Here is an 18238-nt window from a genome sequence, read left to right on the forward strand (position 1 = left end):
CCGGTGCGGCCCATGGCCGCCACGCCGGCAGCCGGCAAACGGCGCATGCATGCGGCAGCGACAAGGCAGCCCCCGACCGCAGTCTGGTACGGGAGGCCACCCGCCTCGCCCCCGCCGGCACCCGCCGCCCGCCCGCCGCTGGCGTGCCCCCGGTTCACCACGAAAGGACAAGAACATGCTGTGGAAAAAACTGCTGGTAAAAAAACACGAGCGCGGCCTGCTGCTGCGCGACGGCGACTTCGAGCGCATCCTGCCGCCCGGCCGTCACTACCTGTTCGACCCGCTGCGGCAGCTGCAGCTGGAAACGGTTACCCTGAGCCAGCCGCGCTTTACCCATGCGCTGGCCGACTACCTGCGCCAGCACGCAGCGGAGGTGGTGGACGAGCACTTCCACCGTGTCGAACTGGGAGATGACGAAGCGGCCCTGCGCTTCGAGGGCGAGCAGCTGGTGGAGATTCTGCCGCCCGGCCACAACGCGCTGTACTGGCGCGCAGCCGGTACGCTACGGCTGGAGCGCATCCAGCTGCGCGACACCCGCGAGCTGCCGGCCGGTCTGCTGTCCCGCCTGACACAGACGATACTGCGCGGCCGCGCCATTGCCGGCCTGGCCGGGGTGCTGAATGTGCAGGTCCCCGCCGGCCACGTAGGCGTGCTGCGCTGCGAGGGCGAAGCGCTCACCCTGCTGCAACCGGGGCGCTACGGCTACTGGCGCTTCAACCGCGATATCGCGGTGGAGCTGGTGGATACCCGCCTGCAGGCACTGGAAGTCAGCGGCCAGGAAATCCTGACCCGCGACAAGGTCAGCCTGCGCCTGAACCTGACCGCCAACTGGCAGTACAGCGATGTGGGCCAGGCCTTCAGCCTGCTGCCCAAGCCGGCCGAGCACCTGTACCGCGAGCTGCAACTGTTGCTGCGCGCCGCCGTAGGCACCCGCACGCTGGACGAGCTGCTGGAGAACAAGCAGCTGCTGGACCGGGAACTGCTGGAGCGCGCCGGCGAACGCCTGGCCGGCTGCGGCCTCGCCCTGCAGGCGCTGGGGGTGAAGGACATCATCCTGCCGGGAGAAATGAAGGCGCTGCTGTCGCAGGTAGTGGAGGCAGAAAAGGCCGCACAGGCCAACGTGATTCGCCGCCGCGAGGAAACCGGCGCCACCCGCTCGCTGCTGAACACAGCCCGGGTAATGGAAGACAACCCCACCGCGCTGCGGCTCAAGGAGCTGGAAACGCTGGAGCGGCTGGCCGAGCGCATCGACAAGATCTCGGTGATCGGCGGCCTCGATCAGCTGCTGAACGGGCTGGTGAAGATCGGCCGCTGAACACCAGCCTGCGGCCAACGTTGGCCGCAGGCCGACACAACAGAAAGACAATAACCATGAAACAGGACTACCAGGTAGTACAGGAAACGGGCGGCAGCCCGATCAAGATGTGGACCAAGGGCGTAGCGGTGGAGCCGGAGGCACAACAACAGCTGCTGCAAACGGCCAGGATGCCGTTCATCTACAAGCACCTGGCGGTGATGCCGGACGTGCATGTGGGCAAAGGCTCGACCATCGGCAGCGTGATCCCCACCCGCGGCGCCATCATCCCGGCAGCGGTAGGGGTGGATATCGGCTGCGGCATGATGGCGGCCCGCACCACGCTGACCGCCGCCGACCTGCCGGACAATCTGTCGGCCCTGCGCAGCGCCATCGAGGCAGCAGTGCCGCACGGCCGCACCCCGGGCGCCCGCGACCGTGGCAGCTGGCACCAGCCGCCTGCCACGGTAGACGCCGCCTGGGTCAGGCTGCAGCCGGCATTCACCACGCTGATGCAGAAATATCCACGGCTGAAGAACACCAACAACTACAAGCACCTGGGTACGCTGGGCACCGGCAACCACTTCATCGAGGTATGCCTGGACGAGGCCGACCGCGTGTGGTTCATGCTGCACTCCGGCTCGCGCGGGGTAGGCAACGCCATCGGCAACCTGTTCATCGAACTGGCGCAGGCCGACATGCGCCAGCACATCGCCAACCTGCCCAACCGCGAGCTGGCCTACTTCGAGGAAGGCAGCCAGCACTTTGACGATTACGTCGAGGCTGTGGGTTGGGCGCAGGACTACGCACGGCAGAATCGCATGGTGATGATGGAACACGTGGTGGCCGCCGCCCGCCGGGTGATCGCCAAACCCTTCAGCGCCGATGTGGAGGCGGTGAACTGCCACCACAACTATGTGCAGCAGGAAACCCACTTCGGCCACCAGGTGCTGGTAACACGCAAGGGGGCAGTGGCGGCGCACAAGGGGCAGCTGGGCATCATCCCCGGCTCGATGGGAGCCAAGAGCTTTATCGTGCGCGGGCTGGGCAACGAGGAGGCCTTCTGCTCGTGCAGCCACGGCGCCGGCCGCAGCATGAGCCGGAGCGAAGCCAAACGGCGCTTTTCGGTGGCCGACCAGGTGGCCGCCACCGCCCACGTCGAATGCCGCAAGGACGCGGCGGTGATCGACGAAATTCCGATGGCCTACAAGGACATCGACGCCGTGATGCTGGCGCAGCAGAGCCTGGTGGAAGTGGTGCATACCCTGCGCCAGGTGGTGTGCGTGAAAGGCTGAATCCTGCGGCCAGGGTTGGCCGCAACAATCAGACAAGGACAATGCCATGTTTCACTTCCCCTATGCTCACCCGTTGCCGGATACCGTGCGGCAGCGGGTGGATGCCGAACTGTCTGCGCTGGAAACCCGCTACCGCGTGCGGGTACTGTTTGCCTGCGAATCCGGCAGCCGGGCGTGGGGCTTTGCCTCGCCGGACAGCGACTACGACGTGCGCTTCCTCTATGTGCACGAACCAGAATGGTATCTACGGGTGCAAGCGCAGCGCGATGTCATCGAACTGCCGATCAGCGACGAGCTGGACATCAGTGGCTGGGAGCTGCGCAAGGCGCTGCGCCTGCTGGCCGCCGGCAACCCCACCCTGTTCGAGTGGCTGCAGTCGCCACTGCTGTACCGTGCCGAGCCGCAATTCGTCGCCGAGCTGCTGGCGCTGGCCGCTCACTGCCACTCGCCGCTGAAAAGCCGCTGGCACTACCTGTCGATGGCGCGCAAGAACTTCCGCGGCTACCTGCAGGGGGATATGGTGCGCTGGAAAAAGTACCTGTACGTGCTGCGCCCGCTGCTGGCCGCCGCCTGGCTGGATGCCGGGCGCGGCATGGTGCCGATGCGCTTTGCCGACCTGGCCAGCGCCATGGTGCACGAGCCAGCACTGGCAGCTGCCATCACCGAGCTGCTGCAACGCAAGATGCAGGCCGGCGAAGCCGCCGTCGGGCCGGCCATGCCACAGGTGGATGCCTTCATCCGCAAGGCGTTGGCGCAATATGATGCGGCTCCGCCACTACCCGCGCCCACCGGCACCGACGGGCTGGATGCGCTGCTGTACCGGCAGGTGCTGGGCATTACCAGCAGCCTGGCTTGACCCTCAAGCCGCATCCCGCTCGGCAAACGCTTCCTTGGCAGCCGGCCTCACGGCAACAGCAGCGGCAGGGGCGTGCTGTCACCAAGCTTGCCGTACAGCGGCGAGCCGGCATCGGTTTCATCCTGCAGCAGCGCCTGTTGCCGGGCATTGGGCCGCCCCAGCCATTGCACGCTGCCGTCGTCACGGGTGTAACGCGCCACCAGCTGCATGCGCTTGGGCGCATACAGCACCAGCAGCTGGTGCGGACAGTTGTGCGGCTCACACACCCAGCCGCGCAGGTAGTCCTCGCGGCCGGCCTTCAGCGGAATCAGCGGTGTGCTGACGCCATTGCCCACCCAAGAGGGCGCCTTGCCGCCGCTACCGCGAAACACCGCCTGCACCGCGTTGCGAAAGCCACGATCCGCCGCGTAGACATCGCCAAAGTAGGCGCACTGCGCCTGCTGCTTGCACTGCAAGGCCTGCATGGCAGTACGCTTGTCTGCAGCCTGGGCGCTGCCAGCCGCCAGCAGCACGCTCAGTGCCGCAATCCAGTAGTTACGCATAAGCGCCCCTTGTCTATGTCATGCCTGCATCATGCCACGCGGTTCGCCAGCTGCCCATGATGACGCTCCGGTTGGCAGCCACCACCCGGCTGCCGCACAATCCGCGCATTCCGCCTTGCGGCCAACCTTTGCGCCTATCCGATGACCGATCACTCCCACGACCCGTTCCAGTGGCTGGAAAGCCTGGACGACCCCGCAGCCCTTGCCTGGGTGGCCGAGCAGAACGCCGCCACCCGCGCCCGGCTGGACACCGACCCGCGCTTTGCCGGATTGAAGCAATCCATCCTTGCCAACCTGCGCGATACGCGGCAGATTCCGTTCTTTGCCGAGCATGCCGGCTGGCTGTACAACTTCCATCAGGATGAGGCACACCCGCGCGGCATCTACCGTCGCTGCACGCTGGATGCCTACCGCGCCAATGCGCAGGACTGGCACACGGTGCTGGATATCGACGCACTGGCCGCCGCCGAGCAGGTGGACTGGTACCTGGACGGTGTGTCGCACTACACCGAGCAGCCGCAGCATGTGTTGCTCAGCCTCACCCCCGGTGGCTCCGACGCCACCGTGACCCGCGAATACGATCTGGAAACGCAGGCGTTTGTGCCCGGCGGCTTCAGCTTCCCCTACGGCAAGAACCACATCGCCTGGCGCGATCTGGACAGCGTGTTCGTGTGCCCGGCCTGGGACGAGGCGCAACTGACCCGCGCCGGCTACCCGCGCGAGGTGTGGCTGCTGCAGCGCGGCCAAAGCTGGAATGAGGCGCAGCCACTGCTGCAGCTGGACGAGGACGCGATGATGGTGGCGGCGTGGCGCTTCCTGGATGCGGCCAACCCAGCGGCGCCGGACGCCATCACTGCCTTCGACATCATAGAGGCCTCGGACAGCTTCTATAGCAAAACCTATTACCACCTTGCCAGCGATAGCCTGATTGCACTGCCGCTGCCGGAGCGCGCCGAGATCGAGGCCTACAGCCACGGCGACCTGATCGTGAAGCTGGCCGAGGACTGGCAGTTCGCCGGCCAGCACTACACCGCCGGCAGCCTGCTGGCGGTAGCCTGCGCCGTGGGCAGCGGCAAGGTTGGCCGCATCGCTGAATTGTTCGTGCCGAATGAACAGCAATCGGTGGAGATGGTGGAAGCCACGCTGAACCTGCTGGCCATCATCGTTATCGATAACGTGAAAAGCCGCCTGCTCACCCTGCGCTGGGCGGATGGCAGCTGGCAGCCGCACGCCAACCCGCTGCCCACCGGCGGCGTGATCGAATTCGCTGACCAGCCGTGGCACAGCGACCTGCTGTACTACAGCTACAGCGACTTCCTCACCCCGGCCGGGCTGTACCGGCTGGACCTGCTGGCCGGCGGCGAGCCGGAAGTGCTGCGCCAGCAGCCCGCCGCCTTCGATGCCGCCGAGTTTGTTGCCGAGCAGCAGCAGGCGCGCGCGCCGGACGGCACCGCCATTCCCTACTTCGTGGTGCATCGCCGGGATCTGGCGCTGGACGGTGCCGCCCCGACGCTGCTGTACGGCTACGGTGGTTTCGAAGTGCCGATGATGCCCTACTACATGGACAACTTCGGCCCGCAGTGGCTGGAGAAAGGCGGCGTGTTCGTGGTGGCCAATATCCGCGGCGGTGGCGAGTTCGGCCCGGCCTGGCACCAGGCGGCGCAAGGCCCGCAGCGGCAGGTGAGCTTCGACGATTTCATCGCGGTGGCGGAAGACCTGATCGCCCGCGGCTACACCAGCGCGCGCCGGCTGGGCATAGAAGGCGGCAGCAACGGCGGCCTGCTGGTGGGCGCCTGCATGGTGCAGCGCCCGGAGCTGTTCCACGCCGTGGTGTGCGAGGTGCCGCTACTGGACATGCTGCGCTACACCGAGCTGCTGGCCGGCGCCAGCTGGATAGACGAATACGGCGACCCGGCCGACCCGGCGGAGCGCGCTGCACTGGCGGCCTACTCGCCCTATCACCATGCCAGTGCCGATGCCCGCTACCCGCTGGCGCTGTTCACCACCAGCAGCAAGGACGACCGCGTGCACCCGGCACATGCGCGCAAGATGGTGGCCAGGCTGCAGCAGCACGGCCACGACGTGCTGCTGTTCGAAACCGAGGGCGGGGGCCACGGCGGCAATACCGGCCAGGAACAGACCGCCGAGGAACTGGCGCGGGTGCTGGTTTATCTGTATCGCCAGCTGATGGACTAAGCCACATACCCTGCGGCCAACTATCCCGAGGTTGGCCGCAAGGGCGCAGCTGACATACCATGCCCGCATCGACCTTCCATCATGGCGGCAGCATGTCCCACCACCCCAACCAGTTCGACCTGTTCAAGACACGGCGCTTCCTGCCGCTGTTCATCACCCAGTTCTTTGGCGCCTTCAACGACAACCTGCTGAAGAACGCGGTGGTGGTGCTGATCAACTTTCACGGCATGCAGCTGATGGGGCTGGCGCCGGAGCTGATGATCCAGCTGGCCGCCGCGCTGTTCATCCTGCCCTTTTTCCTGTTTTCCGCCACCGCCGGTCAGCTGTGCGAGAAGTACGACAAGGCGGCAGTGGCGCGTTTCGTCAAACGCATGGAGATCGCCATCATGCTGGTGGCGGCGGTGGGCTTCTGGCTGCATAACGGCGCCATCCTGATGTCCACCATCTTCCTGATGGGGGTGCATTCCACGCTGTTCGGGCCGCTGAAGTTCAGCGTGCTGCCGCAGTATCTGCAGCCGAAGGAGCTGGTGGGCGGCAATGGCCTGATCGAGATGGGCACCTTTGTTTCCATCATCCTCGGCCAGGTGGCCGGCACCGTGCTGGTGAATGCCGACCCGCAGCGCTTCAGCATCATCGTGACGCTGCTGGCCTGCGCGCTGGCTGGCCTGGCCGCCGCGCGACGCATGCCGCCGGCACCGCCATCGTCGGCGGCACTGGCCATCGACTGGAACATGGCACGCCAGACCTGGGCCATCATCAGGCAGGCCAAGCAGAGCCGTCCGGTGTGGCTGTCGCTGCTGGGCATTTCCTGGTTCTGGTTCCTGGGCGCACTGTACCTGTCCAAGCTGCCGACCTTCGCTTCCGACGTGCTAGGCGGCGATGCCAGCGTCTACACCCTGCTGATGACGCTGTTTTCGCTCGGCGTGGGGCTGGGCTCGATGCTGTGCGAGAAGCTGTCCGGCCGCAAGGTGGAGCTGGGGCTGGTGCCGTTCGGTTCGCTGGGGCTGTGCCTGTTCGGCATCGACCTGTACTTCGCCACCCCGGCGCATGCCGGCAGCACGCTGACCTGGCTCAGCGTGCTGGGTAACCACGCCTACTGGCGGCTGGTGGCCGATTTCACCCTCATCGGCGTGTTTGGCGGCTTCTACATCGTGCCGCTGTACGCGCTGGTGCAGTCGCGCGCCGCGCCAACATTCCGCTCGCGCGCCATTGCGGCCAACAACATCCTCAACTCGCTGTTCATGGTGGTATCCGCCGCCTTTGCCGCGGTGCTGGCAGCCAACGGCGTGAGCATTCCACACGTATTGCTGATCGCCGCGCTGCTGAACGTGGTGGTGGCGCTGTACATCTACAGCCTGCTGCCGGAATTCCTGATGCGCTTCCTGGTGTGGATCGCCACCCACACCCTGTACCGCATCCGCCACGAAGGGCTGGAGCACATTCCGGAGGAAGGCCCCTGCGTGCTGGTATGCAACCACGTGAGTTTCATGGACGCGCTGATCCTGGCCGGTGCCGTGCGCCGGCCGATCCGCTTCGTGATGGACCACAACATCTTCAAGGTGCCGCTGCTCAACTTCATCTTCCACACCGCGCGGGCGATTCCCATCGCCCCGGCCAAGGAAGATCCGCAGGCCAAGCAACGCGCCTTCGATGCGGTAGCGGCGGCACTGGCCGATGGCGAAGTGGTGTGCATTTTCCCGGAGGGGAAGATCACCTACGATGGAAACATCAATGTCTTCAAAGCCGGTATCGAGGAGATCGTGGCTCGCACCCCGGTACCGGTGGTGCCGATGGCACTGTGCGGCATGTGGGGCAGCTTCTTCTCGCGCCGCTATGGTGCCGCCATGCTGTGCTGGCCACGTCGCGCCTGGTCGAAAATCGCGCTGAAAGCCGGCCAGCCGGTGCCGGCCAGCGCAGTGCAGGCGGCGGGTCTGCAGCAGCAAGTTGCGCAATTACGCGGAGATTGGCGCTGATATTGCGACATGCCCGCCGGCTATTTGCGCGCCATGGCTTGCCGCCGCTGTGCGCTTGTGCCAGAGTGGCAGCCACGGATTTGATCAAGTTGTAACAAAGCAGCACTATAAAGGAGCGTTTCGTGTCTAGCGCAAACGATATCGTTCTGTTCCACAAACAGGACATCACCCCCGATACCTTCGCCGCCCCTGCCGAGCGTCAGCTCAGTGGTTCGTGCCAGCAGGCGGTGGAAATGCATTACAGCGATCCGACCGGCCAGTTCCACGCCGGGCTGTGGTCTGGAGGTGTTGGTGCCTGGCGGGTGAAATACACGGAGTGCGAATTCTGCACTCTGCTGGAAGGTTATGTACGCATGCACGGCGATGATGGCTCGGTGATCGAGATTCGCGCCGGTCAGCATTTCGTGATCCCGGCCGGCTTTGAAGGCGTATGGGAAGTGATCGAACCGGCCAGGAAAACCTTTGCCGTGTTCGAGGAAGACCGTCTGGCGCGCAAGGACTGAGCTGCCAGCGACAAAATGCCAACAGGCCACCGTGATCCGGTGGCCTGTTTTTTTGTAGGGTGGGCAAAGCGTAGCGTGCCCACCACTGACAGCTTGCCGGTGGGCACGGCCAGGAGGCCTTTGCCCACGCGCATCTGCCGGCAGCATCTCGCCGCCCCACGCGTCGTGAAGACCCTAGAACTTGTCCAGCGTAGCGAAGTAGCGCCACTGCCCGGCCGGCAGCTTGCCCAGCCGCACGCGGCCGATGCGGATGCAGCGGCACTCCAGCGCGCGCAGCCCGTTTGCGGCCAACATGGCGGCGATCATGCCCGGCACCGGTTTCTTCAACACCACACACAGCTGGCGCTCGCTCTGGCGGCTGACACGGCCGGCGCGCAGCTGTCTGCCGTTCAGCTCCACCCCGCCCTGCAGGCTTTTCAGCGCGGCATCCGATAGCGGCGCCGCCAGGTTCACCAGCCATTCCTGCTCGAAATCACCGGCCTGCAGCTGGCGTGCCAGCTTGCCATCCTGCGTCGCCACGGTAAGGCCGCTGTCGCCGGCCTGCAGCGCGCCAAACCACTGCAGCCGGTGCTGGTGCTTGCGCATGTACACCAGCTGGCTGGCATCGTCGGCAGCGCGCCGCGCCGGTACCAGCTGCGCCAGCAGCGCGGTCTCGTCCACGCCGGCTGGCTTGTGCAGCAGCATGCTCACCCGATCCGGCTGCTCACGCGGTCCGCCGGCGAGGAGCTCGATCTGCTGCTCCGGCAGCACGCGGCTGCCCAGCACGTCCACTACCTTGCCATCCACCAGCACCAGGCCCTGGGCGATGTAGTCGTCTGCCTCGCCGCGCGAGCACAGCCCCAGTTCCGCCATGCGCTTGGACAGGCGGATACTCTGCTGCTCGCTCATGCCTGATCCTGTTCCAGCTGCGCGACACGCTGCAGCAGCTGCGCCAGCTGCGCCTCCAGCTCGGCCACCCGTGCTTCCAGCCCGGCATTGCCGCCAGTGGCTACCGGGTTGGCCGCAAGCGAGGCATCGTAAGGCAGCAGGGTGTGCACCCAGCGCGCCTCGCGCTCGCCCGGCTGGCGCGGCAGCTTTTCCACCAGCGGCGGGTATTTGTCGGCCAGCGCGTTCAGCGCGGTTTCCACTTCTTCCAGCCCGCTGAAGCTGTACATGCGGCCGGCGCGGCTGCGCAGTTCGGCGCTGGTCTGCGCGCCGCGCAGCAACAGCAGGCCCAGCACTGCCAGGCGGGCGCCTTCGATGTTCCAGGTGTAGTTCAGCCGGTGTTCGTATTTGGCCACCCGGCTGCCGGCCGGCAGGCGTTCCGCTATCAGCTTCTGCGCCAGCAGGCTGTCCAGTGCCGCGGCCAGATCGCTGTCGGACAGGTTCAGCACCGGCTCGCGGCTGGTGAGCTGGTTGCAGGCCGACTGCAGCGCGTTCAGCGTCAGCGGGTAGTTGTCCGGGGTCAGCGCCTGTTTCTCGATCAGGGCGCCCAGCACGCGCACCGCGTGCGGGTCCAGTGTCAGTCTGTCGTCCATTGCATGTTACCTCGTCGTTGCGGCCGCCATCATCGCACTGCCACCGGCTTGCGGCCAGCCTTGTCTGCGACTACCCTTGCGCGGGTTTTGGCACGCTGATGGATGCAGGATATGAAACGGGTGGATGTTTTGCTGGTGGAACAAGGGCTTGCCGCGTCGCGCACCGCAGCGCAGGCGCTGATTGAGGCCGGGCGCGTCAGCGTGGCTGGCCGGGTACTGGCCAAGCCCAGCCAGAAGCTGGCGGAAGATACCGTGTTCGACATCGTGCCGGATGAGGCCGACCGCTACGTGTCGCGCGGCGGGCTGAAGATGGCCGGTGCGCTGGCGGCGGCCGGGCTGGATGACATCCACGGCTGGCGCGCGCTGGACGTGGGGCAATCCACCGGCGGCTTTACCGATTGCCTGCTGCAGCATGGCGCCGTGCGCGTGGTGGGGGTGGACGTGGGCCACGACCAGCTGGCAGACCGCATCGCCGCCGACCCGCGAGTACGCTATTTCGAAGGTGTGAATGCGCGGGCGCTGGATCACGCTGCGCTGCTGGCGGCCAACGACGACCAGCCATTCGACCTGATGGTGTGCGATGTGTCGTTCATTTCGGTGACGCTGATCTACCCGTCGGCACTGCCGCTGATCCGCCCCGGCGGCTACCTGCTGAGCCTGGTGAAGCCGCAGTTCGAGGTTGGCCGCGACGGCCTGGGCCACGGCGGCATCGTGCGCGACGAGAGCTTGTACCAGGGCGTGGAAGACAAGATCAGCCAGGCCATTGCCGAGCAGGGCTTCGAGCGTCTGGCCTGGTTCGACAGCCCGATCAAGGGCGGTGACGGCAACCGCGAGTTCTTCGTGCTGGCACGCCGTCGCTGAAGCTCGCTCCATACGCAAAACAGGGCGCCGCTGGCGCCCCGTTTGCGTATATGGCCTTAGCCCGTACTCAGCCCACGCTGGCCGCAGCCGGGCTATCGTCATCTTCCGGATTGCGGACAACCAGCAGTGGCAGTGTGGTACGGCGCAGCACGCTTTCGGCAAAGCTGCCCAGCAGCAGATGCTTCCAGCCACGGTGGCCGTGGGTGCCGATCACCAGCAGGTCGGCAGCGGCGCCGGCGGCAAAATCCACCAGCAGGTTGGCGGTTTCCACTCCGCCCTGTGCCGACTCCAGCAGATGGCAGCTTACCTCGCTCACGCCATGCTGCTCGGCATAGGCGCGCGCCTCGTCCAGAATCCCCTGCCCCTGCTTGCGCGCCTCGGCCTGCAGCGCCGGCACGTCCAGCAGACCTACGCTATCCACGGCAAAATCATGCACGCTGATGACGTGCACCAGCGACAGGCGCGCCTTGGCGGCAGCGGCCAGGCGCACGGCTTCGATCAGCGCCGGACGGGCATTGTGGCTGCCATCCAGCGCCACAGTCAGATGACGGTACATGGTGTGTTCCTCGGGTGGGTTAGCAAGACGTCATTATGAGCCGCCGCACCAGACATGCTAAGCGGCGATACCGCCTTGTTTGATCTGCTTCAAGCCCTGCTTTCACTGTAGCAAGCGCAGCACCGGGCTACAGGAAGCTTGCGTCGTACAGACGCCTGCCAAGAACAATGCGGCCAACCTTGCAACGGTTGGCCGCATGGTGGCGGAACGGCCCGCTGGGGCTTTCGCCCTATGGCTAAGCGCTGGCCCGCTTACGCCAGCGTGGCGAGGAAGCGGCGTTCCCAGGCGGTGATCTCGCCCTGGAAACTGGCCAGCTCCACCTCTTTCACTGCCGCATAGGCGGCGGCGAATTCGGCGCTGAACAGGCGGCTACAGGCGCTGCCGGCACGCATGCCGGCCAGCGCTGCCTCCAGCGTGGACGGCAGCTCGCTGCTGTCTTCGCCGCTGCTGAACACATTGCCCACTGCTGGCGCCGACGGCTGCAGCTCCTCTTCCACCCCCAGCAGACCGGCACCCAGGCTGGCGGCCAGTGCCAGGTAGGGGTTGGCATCGCAACCTGGCAGGCGGTTTTCCACGCGGCGTGCCTCCGGGCCGGATACCGGCACACGCAGGCCCACCGAGCGGTTGTCCACACCCCAGCTCAGGTTCACCGGCGCCGCCAGGTTCTTCACGAAACGGCGGTAGGAATTGGGGCTGGGGCAGTACAGCGGCATCAGCTCGGCCAGGTAACGCTGCAGGCCGGCAATGTAGTGGTGGAACACGTGGCTGGCTTCGCCATTGGCCTGGCTGAACACATTGCGCCCGCTGGCATCCACCACGCTCTGGTGGATGTGCATGGAGCTGCCGGGCTCGCCGGCCAGCGGCTTGGCCATGCATACCGCGCGCAGGCCGTGGCGCAGCGCGGTTTCCTTCAGCAGGGTCTTGAACAGGAAGGTCTGGTCGGCCAGCGCCAGCGCATCGCCGTGCATCAGGTTGATCTCGAACTGGCTGGGGCCCATCTCGTGCACCCAGGTATCGGTCTGGATGCCCAGCTGCTCGCAACCGCTGTAGATGTCGTCGAAGAAGGCTTCGTGATCGTTCAGCGTGCTGAAGCTGAAGGCATCGAAGCCACGCTCGCGGCGGCTGCCGCGCAGGGCCGGGCTCTGGAAGGCGGCATCGGCGTCGGCATCCGGCGCGAACAGGTAGAACTCCAGTTCCGGCGCCACCACCGGTGTCCAGCCACGCGCGGCGTAGCGCGCCAGCACCGCCTTGAGCGCGCTGCGCGGCGCCAGCGGGCTGAGGCTGCCATCGTGGTCCACGTTGTCGCACAGCACCAGCGCACGCGGGGTATCCGCCCACGGTACCCGGCGCAGGGTGGCCATGTCCGGCAGCAGGGTGACATCCGGGTCGTTTTCGCCATAGAAACGGTAGTCGGGAAACTCGCCGACACAGGACTGAATGGCCACAGCGCGTGCAATGCGCAGCTGCTGCCCCTTGATGAAGGCCTTGGCGGGCAGGGTCTTGCCGCGGGCAAAGCCGGTGACATCGGCAAACGCCAGCTCGACGTCACGCACGCCATCGGCGTTGAGCCACTGTGCTTGTTCGGCGCTGGGTACGGGATGCTGCATCAGACGGTTCTCCTGGTCAGGTACATGGCGCGACAGCCGCGCTGCTGTGCGGATTATGCGCGATACAGTTTCGCAGGCAAGCACATCGTTCCGACTAGCGGAACAAAGTCGTTAAATATTTTAATCACCGGCAAATCACTGCCACGACTGTGGCCTGCGGCCAACACCTCACGGCAACAGGGTCACCCGATTGCGCCCGGCATGCTTGGACTGGTACATCGCCTCGTCGGCGCGCGCCAGCCAGCCGTGCAGCGCCTCGCCCGGGCGATGCGGTGTCACACCGAACGACGCGGTTACCACCAGGCTGGCACCCTCTACCGGCAAGGCTTGCGCGGCCAGTGTGTCGCACAGCCGCTGTGCCAGTGCGGCAGCATCTGCCGGCTCGGCATCCGGCAGGATCACCACGAACTCCTCGCCGCCGAAGCGCGCCAGCAGGTCTTCCTGGCGCAGGCAAGCCAGCATGCGCTCGGCCACGCCACGCAGCACGGCATCGCCGGCGTGGTGACCATAACTGTCATTTACCTGCTTGAAGTGATCGACATCCAGTAACACCAGCGCCGCCGGCTGATCGGCCGCCACCAGCCGCTTGAGCTCGGCCATGGCCGCGCGACGGTTGGGCAGCTGGGTCAGCTCGTCCACGTGCGCCATGCGCTCGATGGTCTGCAGCGCCTGCTGCAGCTGACCATGCTCGCGCGTGAGCGCCTGCAGCGCATTGGCGGCACGCACATTGGCCGCCATCAGGTCTTCGTTGAGCAGGCTGGCCTGCACGCTGGCACGCACGCCGTGGCGCAGCTGGCGGTGCACCACCCAGCCATACAGGCACAGCAGGCAGAAGTAGAGAAAGCTGGCCACGCCGATGTACTGCCCCATGCGGCCAACCCCGATGAGACCATGCAGCATGCCCGGCAGCAACAGCGCCAGCTCGAACAGCACCACCGCCAGCATGAACGCCGATTGCACGACCATCACCAGCGCGCCCACGCTGGCCAGTACCAGGTACAACATCATGGTGAACAGCGGCGATGGCGACTGCAGCCACCAGGCGGCACTACCCCAGGCCACGCCCACCAGCACCAGGCTGGCGGCATTCAGCTGCGGCCAGCGCTGCAGCATGCGTGCATCCGGCTTGTGCACCAGTGCCCAGGCATCTACCAGCAGCTGCAGGAACAGCGCCAGACACAGGCCGGCAAACCATGGCCAGAACGGCACCCTACCCAGCAGGCCTTCTTCTTCCAGCACGAAGTACAGCAGGATGGCGGCGCTGGGCGCCGACAGGCCGGCCACCAGCCCGCGACGCGCCACCAGCTTGATACAGACGGCCTGCACTTCCTGCTGCAGGCTGGCGTTGGCATCTGGCACGCTGGGCATCAGCATCGGCACTCCTTTCCCGCTCTGCGGGGAAGATGTGAAAACCCCGCCGGGAGGCGGGGAGGATCACGTACGTACTGGCGGGAAGGAGCTCAGCTGCGGATCTGGCCGTCACCCAGCACTACCCATTTCTGGCTGGTAAGGCCGTGCAGCCCCACCGGGCCACGAGCGTGGATCTTGTCGGTGGAGATGCCGATCTCCGCGCCCAGCCCGTATTCGAAACCGTCGGCAAAGCGGGTGCTGGCGTTCACCATCACGCTGGCGGAATCCACCTCGCGCAGGAAACGGCGCGAACGACTGTAGTCCTCGGTGACGATGGCGTCGGTGTGGTGGCTGCCATAGTGGTTGATGTGCTCGATGGCATCGTCGATGCCGCCCACCACCTTGATCGCCAGCACCGGTGCCAGGTACTCGGTTTCCCAGTCGGCCTCGGTGGCTGCCACTACCTTGTCGCCCAGGATGCCGCGGGTGCGCTCGCAGCCGCGCAGCTCCACACCCTTCTCCCAGTAGGCCTCGGCCAGGCGCGGCAGGATGAACTCGGCAAACGCGGTGTGCACCAGCAGGGTTTCCATGGTGTTGCAGGTGCCGTAGCGGTGGGTCTTGGCGTTCAGCGCAATGTTGAAGGCCTTTTCCGGGTTGGCGGTGTCGTCGATGTAAACATGACAGTTGCCGTCCAGATGCTTGATCACCGGCACGCGCGCATCGCGGCTGATACGCTCGATCAGGCCCTTGCCGCCACGCGGCACGATCACGTCCACGAACTCGCTCATGGTGATGAGCTCGCCCACCGCGGCGCGGTCGGTGGTTTCCAGCACCTGCACCGCGTGCGGCGGCAGGTCGGCCACGCGCAGGCCCTCGTGCACGCAGGCGGCAATCGCCTGGTTGCTGTGGAAGGCCTCGGAGCCGCCACGCAGGATCACCGCATTACCGGACTTCAAGCACAGACCGGCGGCGTCGGCGGTCACGTTGGGGCGTGCTTCGTAAATGATGCCCACCACGCCCAGCGGCACGCGCATCTTGCCCAGCTGGATGCCGGACGGGCGGTAGGTGAAGTCGTCCATCTCGCCCACCGGGTCCGGCAGCGCGGCGATCTGGCGCAGGCCCTCGGCCATGCCGCGCGCGGTTTTCTCCGACAGCGTCAGTCGGTCGATCAGCGCCTCTTCCAGCCCGTTCAGGCGGGCGGCGTCCAGATCCTGCATGTTGGCCGCAATCAACCGCTCCAGGTCGCGCTCGATGGCGTCGGCAATCGCCAGCAGTGCCTTGTTCTTCTGGTTGCTGTCAGCCCGCGCCAGTGCCCGGCTGGCCTTGCGTGCAGCCTGGCCGACAACGTTCATGTAGTGCTTGATGTCCATGGTCTTGTCCTGCAAAAACTGATTTTTGTGTTGCATGGCAGGGTACTGCAAAGCAGGCCATTTCGGCCAGTGTTTATCGCTAGGCAACAGCCGTTGCCAGCGGCATGCGGGTGCCGGCAAGTGCCTGCTTTATCGGGATTTGTGCAACGTTTTGCTATCGATAAATGCCCCGCCTGACGGTGCGGGATTGACCGCGCCGGCGTATCGCCATACTTTGTCTGACAAGCAACCGCTTGATAAAAACAGCGCACAGCGCGACAGCACAACAGGAGACCCCCGAACATGGCGAATTACCAGGACTTCCACCAACACTCGATCACGCAACCGGAAGCCTTCTGGCAACAGGAAGCACAACGCATCCATTGGCACAAACCCTGCGACAAGGTGCTGGAATACAGCCAGCCGCCGTTCCGGCAATGGTTTGCCGGCGGCCTGACCAACCTGTGCTACAACGCGGTGGACCGCCACCTGGCCGAACGCCCGGAGCAGGCCGCGCTGGCCTATGTCTCCACCGAAACCGGCATCGAAACCAGCTACAGCTACCGCGAGCTGCATGCCGAGGTGGCGCGCTTTGCCGCCATCCTGCAGGCACAGGGTGTGGGCAAGGGTGACCGGGTGCTGATCTACATGCCAATGATCCCGGAGGCCATCTTCGCCATGCTGGCCACCGTGCGCCTGGGCGCCATCCATTCGGTGGTGTTCGGCGGCTTTGCCTCCGCCAGCCTGGCCACCCGTATCGAGGATGCCGCCCCCAAGGTGATGGTGACCGCCGATGCCGGCCTGCGCGGCGGCAAGCTGATTCCCTACAAGCCGCTGGTGGACGAAGCGCTAAGCCTGGCCGGCGCCGCCGCGCCGCAGAAGGTGATCCTGGTGAACCGTGGCCTGGCCGAGGCGCCAATGATGAAGCCGGGGCGCGACCTGGACTACGACACCCTGCGCGACGCGCACCTGAACGACCGCGCCGAGGTGGAGTGGGTGGAATCCAGCCACCCCAGCTACATCCTGTACACCTCCGGCACCACCGGCAAACCCAAGGGCGTGCAGCGCGATACCGGCGGCTACGCGGTGGCACTGGCGGCCAGCATGGAATACATCTACGGCGGCAAGCCGGGCGAGTGCTTCTTCAGCACCTCCGACATCGGCTGGGTGGTGGGCCACTCCTACATCGTGTACGCGCCGCTGCTCACCGGCATGACCACCCTGGTATACGAGGGCCTGCCCACCAACCCGGATGCCGGCATCTGGTGGCAACTGGTGGAGAAATACCGTGTCAGCGTGATGTTCTCCGCCCCCACCGCGGTACGGGTGCTGAAGAAGCAGGACCCGGCCTGGCTGCACAAATACGATATCTCCAGCCTGCGCGCGCTGTTCCTGGCCGGCGAGCCGCTGGACGAACCCACCGCCAGCTGGATTGCCGGCGAATTGAACATCCCGGTGCTGGACAACTACTGGCAGACCGAAACCGGCTGGCCGATGCTGACACTGTGCAATGGCGTGGAACAGAAGACGGTGAAATACGGCAGCCCCGGCCTGCCGGTGTATGGCTACGACATCCGCCTGTTCAACGAGCAGACCGGGGAGGAAGTGGGCCCCGGCGAGAAAGGGGTGATCGGCGTGCTGCCGCCGCTGCCGCCGGGCTGCATGAGCACCATCTGGGGCCAGGACCAGCGCTTTGTCGACACCTACTTCAGCCTGTTCCCGGACAAACTGGTCTACTCCAGCTTCGACTGGGGCATCAAGGACGCAGACGGCTACTTCACCATCCTTGGCCGCACCGATGACGTGATCAACGTGGCCGGCCACCGCCTTGGCACCCGCGAGATCGAGGAAGCGGTAAGCAGCCACAGCGCCATTGCCGAGGTGGCGGTGGTGGGAGTGGAAGACAGCCTGAAGGGCCAGGTGCCCAAGGCGTTTGCGGTGGTAAAGAACCCGGCGCTGCTGGATGACCCGGACAGCCGTGGCAAGCTGGAGAAAGAGGTGATCGCCCAGGTGGCGGCGCAGCTGGGGGCGATTGCCAACCCGGCGCGGGTGTACTTCGTGAACCAGCTACCCAAGACCCGCTCCGGCAAGGTGCTGCGCCGCTCGATCCAGGCGCTGGCCGAAGGCCGCGACCCCGGCGACCTCACTACCCTGGACGATCCTGCCGGCATCGAGCAGATCCGCCTGGCGGTGAAACCGGCGTAACAGCAAGGCGACCACCGGTCGCCGGCTCCCTTGGACCGCCATCATCGAGGGATGGCGGTCTTTTTTTGCGGCCAACGTTGGCAGACAACTCTGTTGCGGCCAAGGTTGGCCGCAAGACTGAATGGTGTTCACTT

Annotated in this window: 15 protein-coding genes; 8 read left to right on the forward strand and 7 right to left on the reverse strand. The window is 65.8% G+C overall.

The window, feature by feature from the left end; translation table 11 throughout:
* Positions 1-175: 175 nt before the first annotated feature.
* Genes ACFOKJ_RS10545 through ACFOKJ_RS10555 form a run of 3 tightly spaced genes read left to right on the forward strand, consistent with a single transcriptional unit; the run spans position 176 to position 3445 of the window.
* Complete coding sequence (locus ACFOKJ_RS10545; RefSeq protein WP_390279324.1) at positions 176-1315, forward strand: slipin family protein; 1140 nt, start codon at positions 176-178, stop codon at positions 1313-1315.
* A gap of 56 nt (positions 1316-1371) precedes the next feature.
* Positions 1372-2589 (forward strand): RtcB family protein, encoded by a 1218-nt coding sequence (locus ACFOKJ_RS10550; protein WP_390279326.1) that lies wholly within the window; start codon positions 1372-1374, stop codon positions 2587-2589.
* 46 nt (positions 2590-2635) lie between these two features.
* Entirely contained in the window at positions 2636-3445 is an 810-nt protein-coding gene (locus tag ACFOKJ_RS10555; RefSeq protein ID WP_390279328.1) for a nucleotidyltransferase domain-containing protein, read from the forward strand.
* 47 nt (positions 3446-3492) lie between these two features.
* Here ACFOKJ_RS10555 and ACFOKJ_RS10560 read toward each other — a convergent pair whose 3' ends face one another.
* Complete coding sequence (locus tag ACFOKJ_RS10560) at positions 3493-3987, reverse strand: Ivy family c-type lysozyme inhibitor (RefSeq protein ID WP_390279330.1); 495 nt, start codon at positions 3985-3987, stop codon at positions 3493-3495.
* A gap of 141 nt (positions 3988-4128) precedes the next feature.
* Here ACFOKJ_RS10560 and ACFOKJ_RS10565 point away from each other — a divergent pair, with 141 nt between their 5' ends.
* The 3 genes from ACFOKJ_RS10565 to ACFOKJ_RS10575 all read left to right on the forward strand — a co-directional run bounded on the left by ACFOKJ_RS10565 (position 4129) and on the right by ACFOKJ_RS10575 (position 8659).
* Positions 4129-6183: a prolyl oligopeptidase family serine peptidase gene (locus ACFOKJ_RS10565; protein WP_390279332.1), complete on the forward strand. Its 2055-nt coding sequence runs from the start codon at positions 4129-4131 to the stop codon at positions 6181-6183.
* Between the two features lie 59 nt (positions 6184-6242).
* Positions 6243-8156, forward strand: a complete 1914-nt coding sequence (locus tag ACFOKJ_RS10570; RefSeq protein ID WP_390279334.1) for an MFS transporter — start codon at positions 6243-6245, stop codon at positions 8154-8156.
* Positions 8157-8278: 122 nt separating this feature from the next.
* Positions 8279-8659, forward strand: a complete 381-nt coding sequence (locus ACFOKJ_RS10575; RefSeq protein WP_390279336.1) for a cupin domain-containing protein — start codon at positions 8279-8281, stop codon at positions 8657-8659.
* Positions 8660-8833: 174 nt separating this feature from the next.
* Here ACFOKJ_RS10575 and ACFOKJ_RS10580 read toward each other — a convergent pair whose 3' ends face one another.
* Both ACFOKJ_RS10580 and ACFOKJ_RS10585 read right to left on the reverse strand, forming a co-directional pair.
* Positions 8834-9547, reverse strand: coding sequence for an RNA pseudouridine synthase (locus ACFOKJ_RS10580; protein ID WP_390279338.1), 714 nt, complete (start codon positions 9545-9547; stop codon positions 8834-8836).
* Complete coding sequence (locus tag ACFOKJ_RS10585) at positions 9544-10176, reverse strand: DUF480 domain-containing protein (protein WP_390279340.1); 633 nt, start codon at positions 10174-10176, stop codon at positions 9544-9546. Before ACFOKJ_RS10585 ends, ACFOKJ_RS10580 begins: the two co-directional genes overlap by 4 nt.
* 102 nt (positions 10177-10278) lie before the next feature.
* Between ACFOKJ_RS10585 and ACFOKJ_RS10590 the strand changes: the two genes are divergently transcribed.
* The gene (locus tag ACFOKJ_RS10590; RefSeq protein ID WP_390279341.1) at positions 10279-11037 is read left to right on the forward strand and encodes a TlyA family RNA methyltransferase; all 759 of its coding nucleotides are present in this window, start codon (positions 10279-10281) and stop codon (positions 11035-11037) included.
* A 67-nt stretch (positions 11038-11104) separates the two neighbouring features.
* On the opposite strand, the gene ACFOKJ_RS10595 is transcribed toward ACFOKJ_RS10590, so the two are convergent.
* The 4 genes from ACFOKJ_RS10595 to ACFOKJ_RS10610 all read right to left on the reverse strand — a co-directional run bounded on the left by ACFOKJ_RS10595 (position 11105) and on the right by ACFOKJ_RS10610 (position 15920).
* The gene (locus ACFOKJ_RS10595; protein ID WP_390279343.1) at positions 11105-11593 is read right to left on the reverse strand and encodes a universal stress protein; all 489 of its coding nucleotides are present in this window, start codon (positions 11591-11593) and stop codon (positions 11105-11107) included.
* Between the two features lie 251 nt (positions 11594-11844).
* Entirely contained in the window at positions 11845-13200 is a 1356-nt protein-coding gene (locus ACFOKJ_RS10600) for a glutamine synthetase family protein (protein WP_390279345.1), read from the reverse strand.
* A 168-nt stretch (positions 13201-13368) separates the two neighbouring features.
* A complete protein-coding gene (locus ACFOKJ_RS10605; RefSeq protein WP_390279347.1) occupies positions 13369-14574 on the reverse strand; it encodes a GGDEF domain-containing protein in 1206 nt (401 codons plus the stop codon).
* 86 nt (positions 14575-14660) lie between these two features.
* The gene (locus ACFOKJ_RS10610; RefSeq protein ID WP_390279690.1) at positions 14661-15920 is read right to left on the reverse strand and encodes a glutamate-5-semialdehyde dehydrogenase; all 1260 of its coding nucleotides are present in this window, start codon (positions 15918-15920) and stop codon (positions 14661-14663) included.
* Positions 15921-16202: 282 nt separating this feature from the next.
* Here ACFOKJ_RS10610 and ACFOKJ_RS10615 point away from each other — a divergent pair, with 282 nt between their 5' ends.
* Entirely contained in the window at positions 16203-18104 is a 1902-nt protein-coding gene (locus tag ACFOKJ_RS10615; RefSeq protein ID WP_390279349.1) for a propionate--CoA ligase, read from the forward strand.
* Positions 18105-18238: the final 134 nt, after the last annotated feature.

The organism is Vogesella amnigena, from assembly GCF_042648905.1.
In the GTDB taxonomy this organism is placed as follows: Bacteria; Pseudomonadota; Gammaproteobacteria; order Burkholderiales; family Chromobacteriaceae; genus Vogesella; species Vogesella amnigena.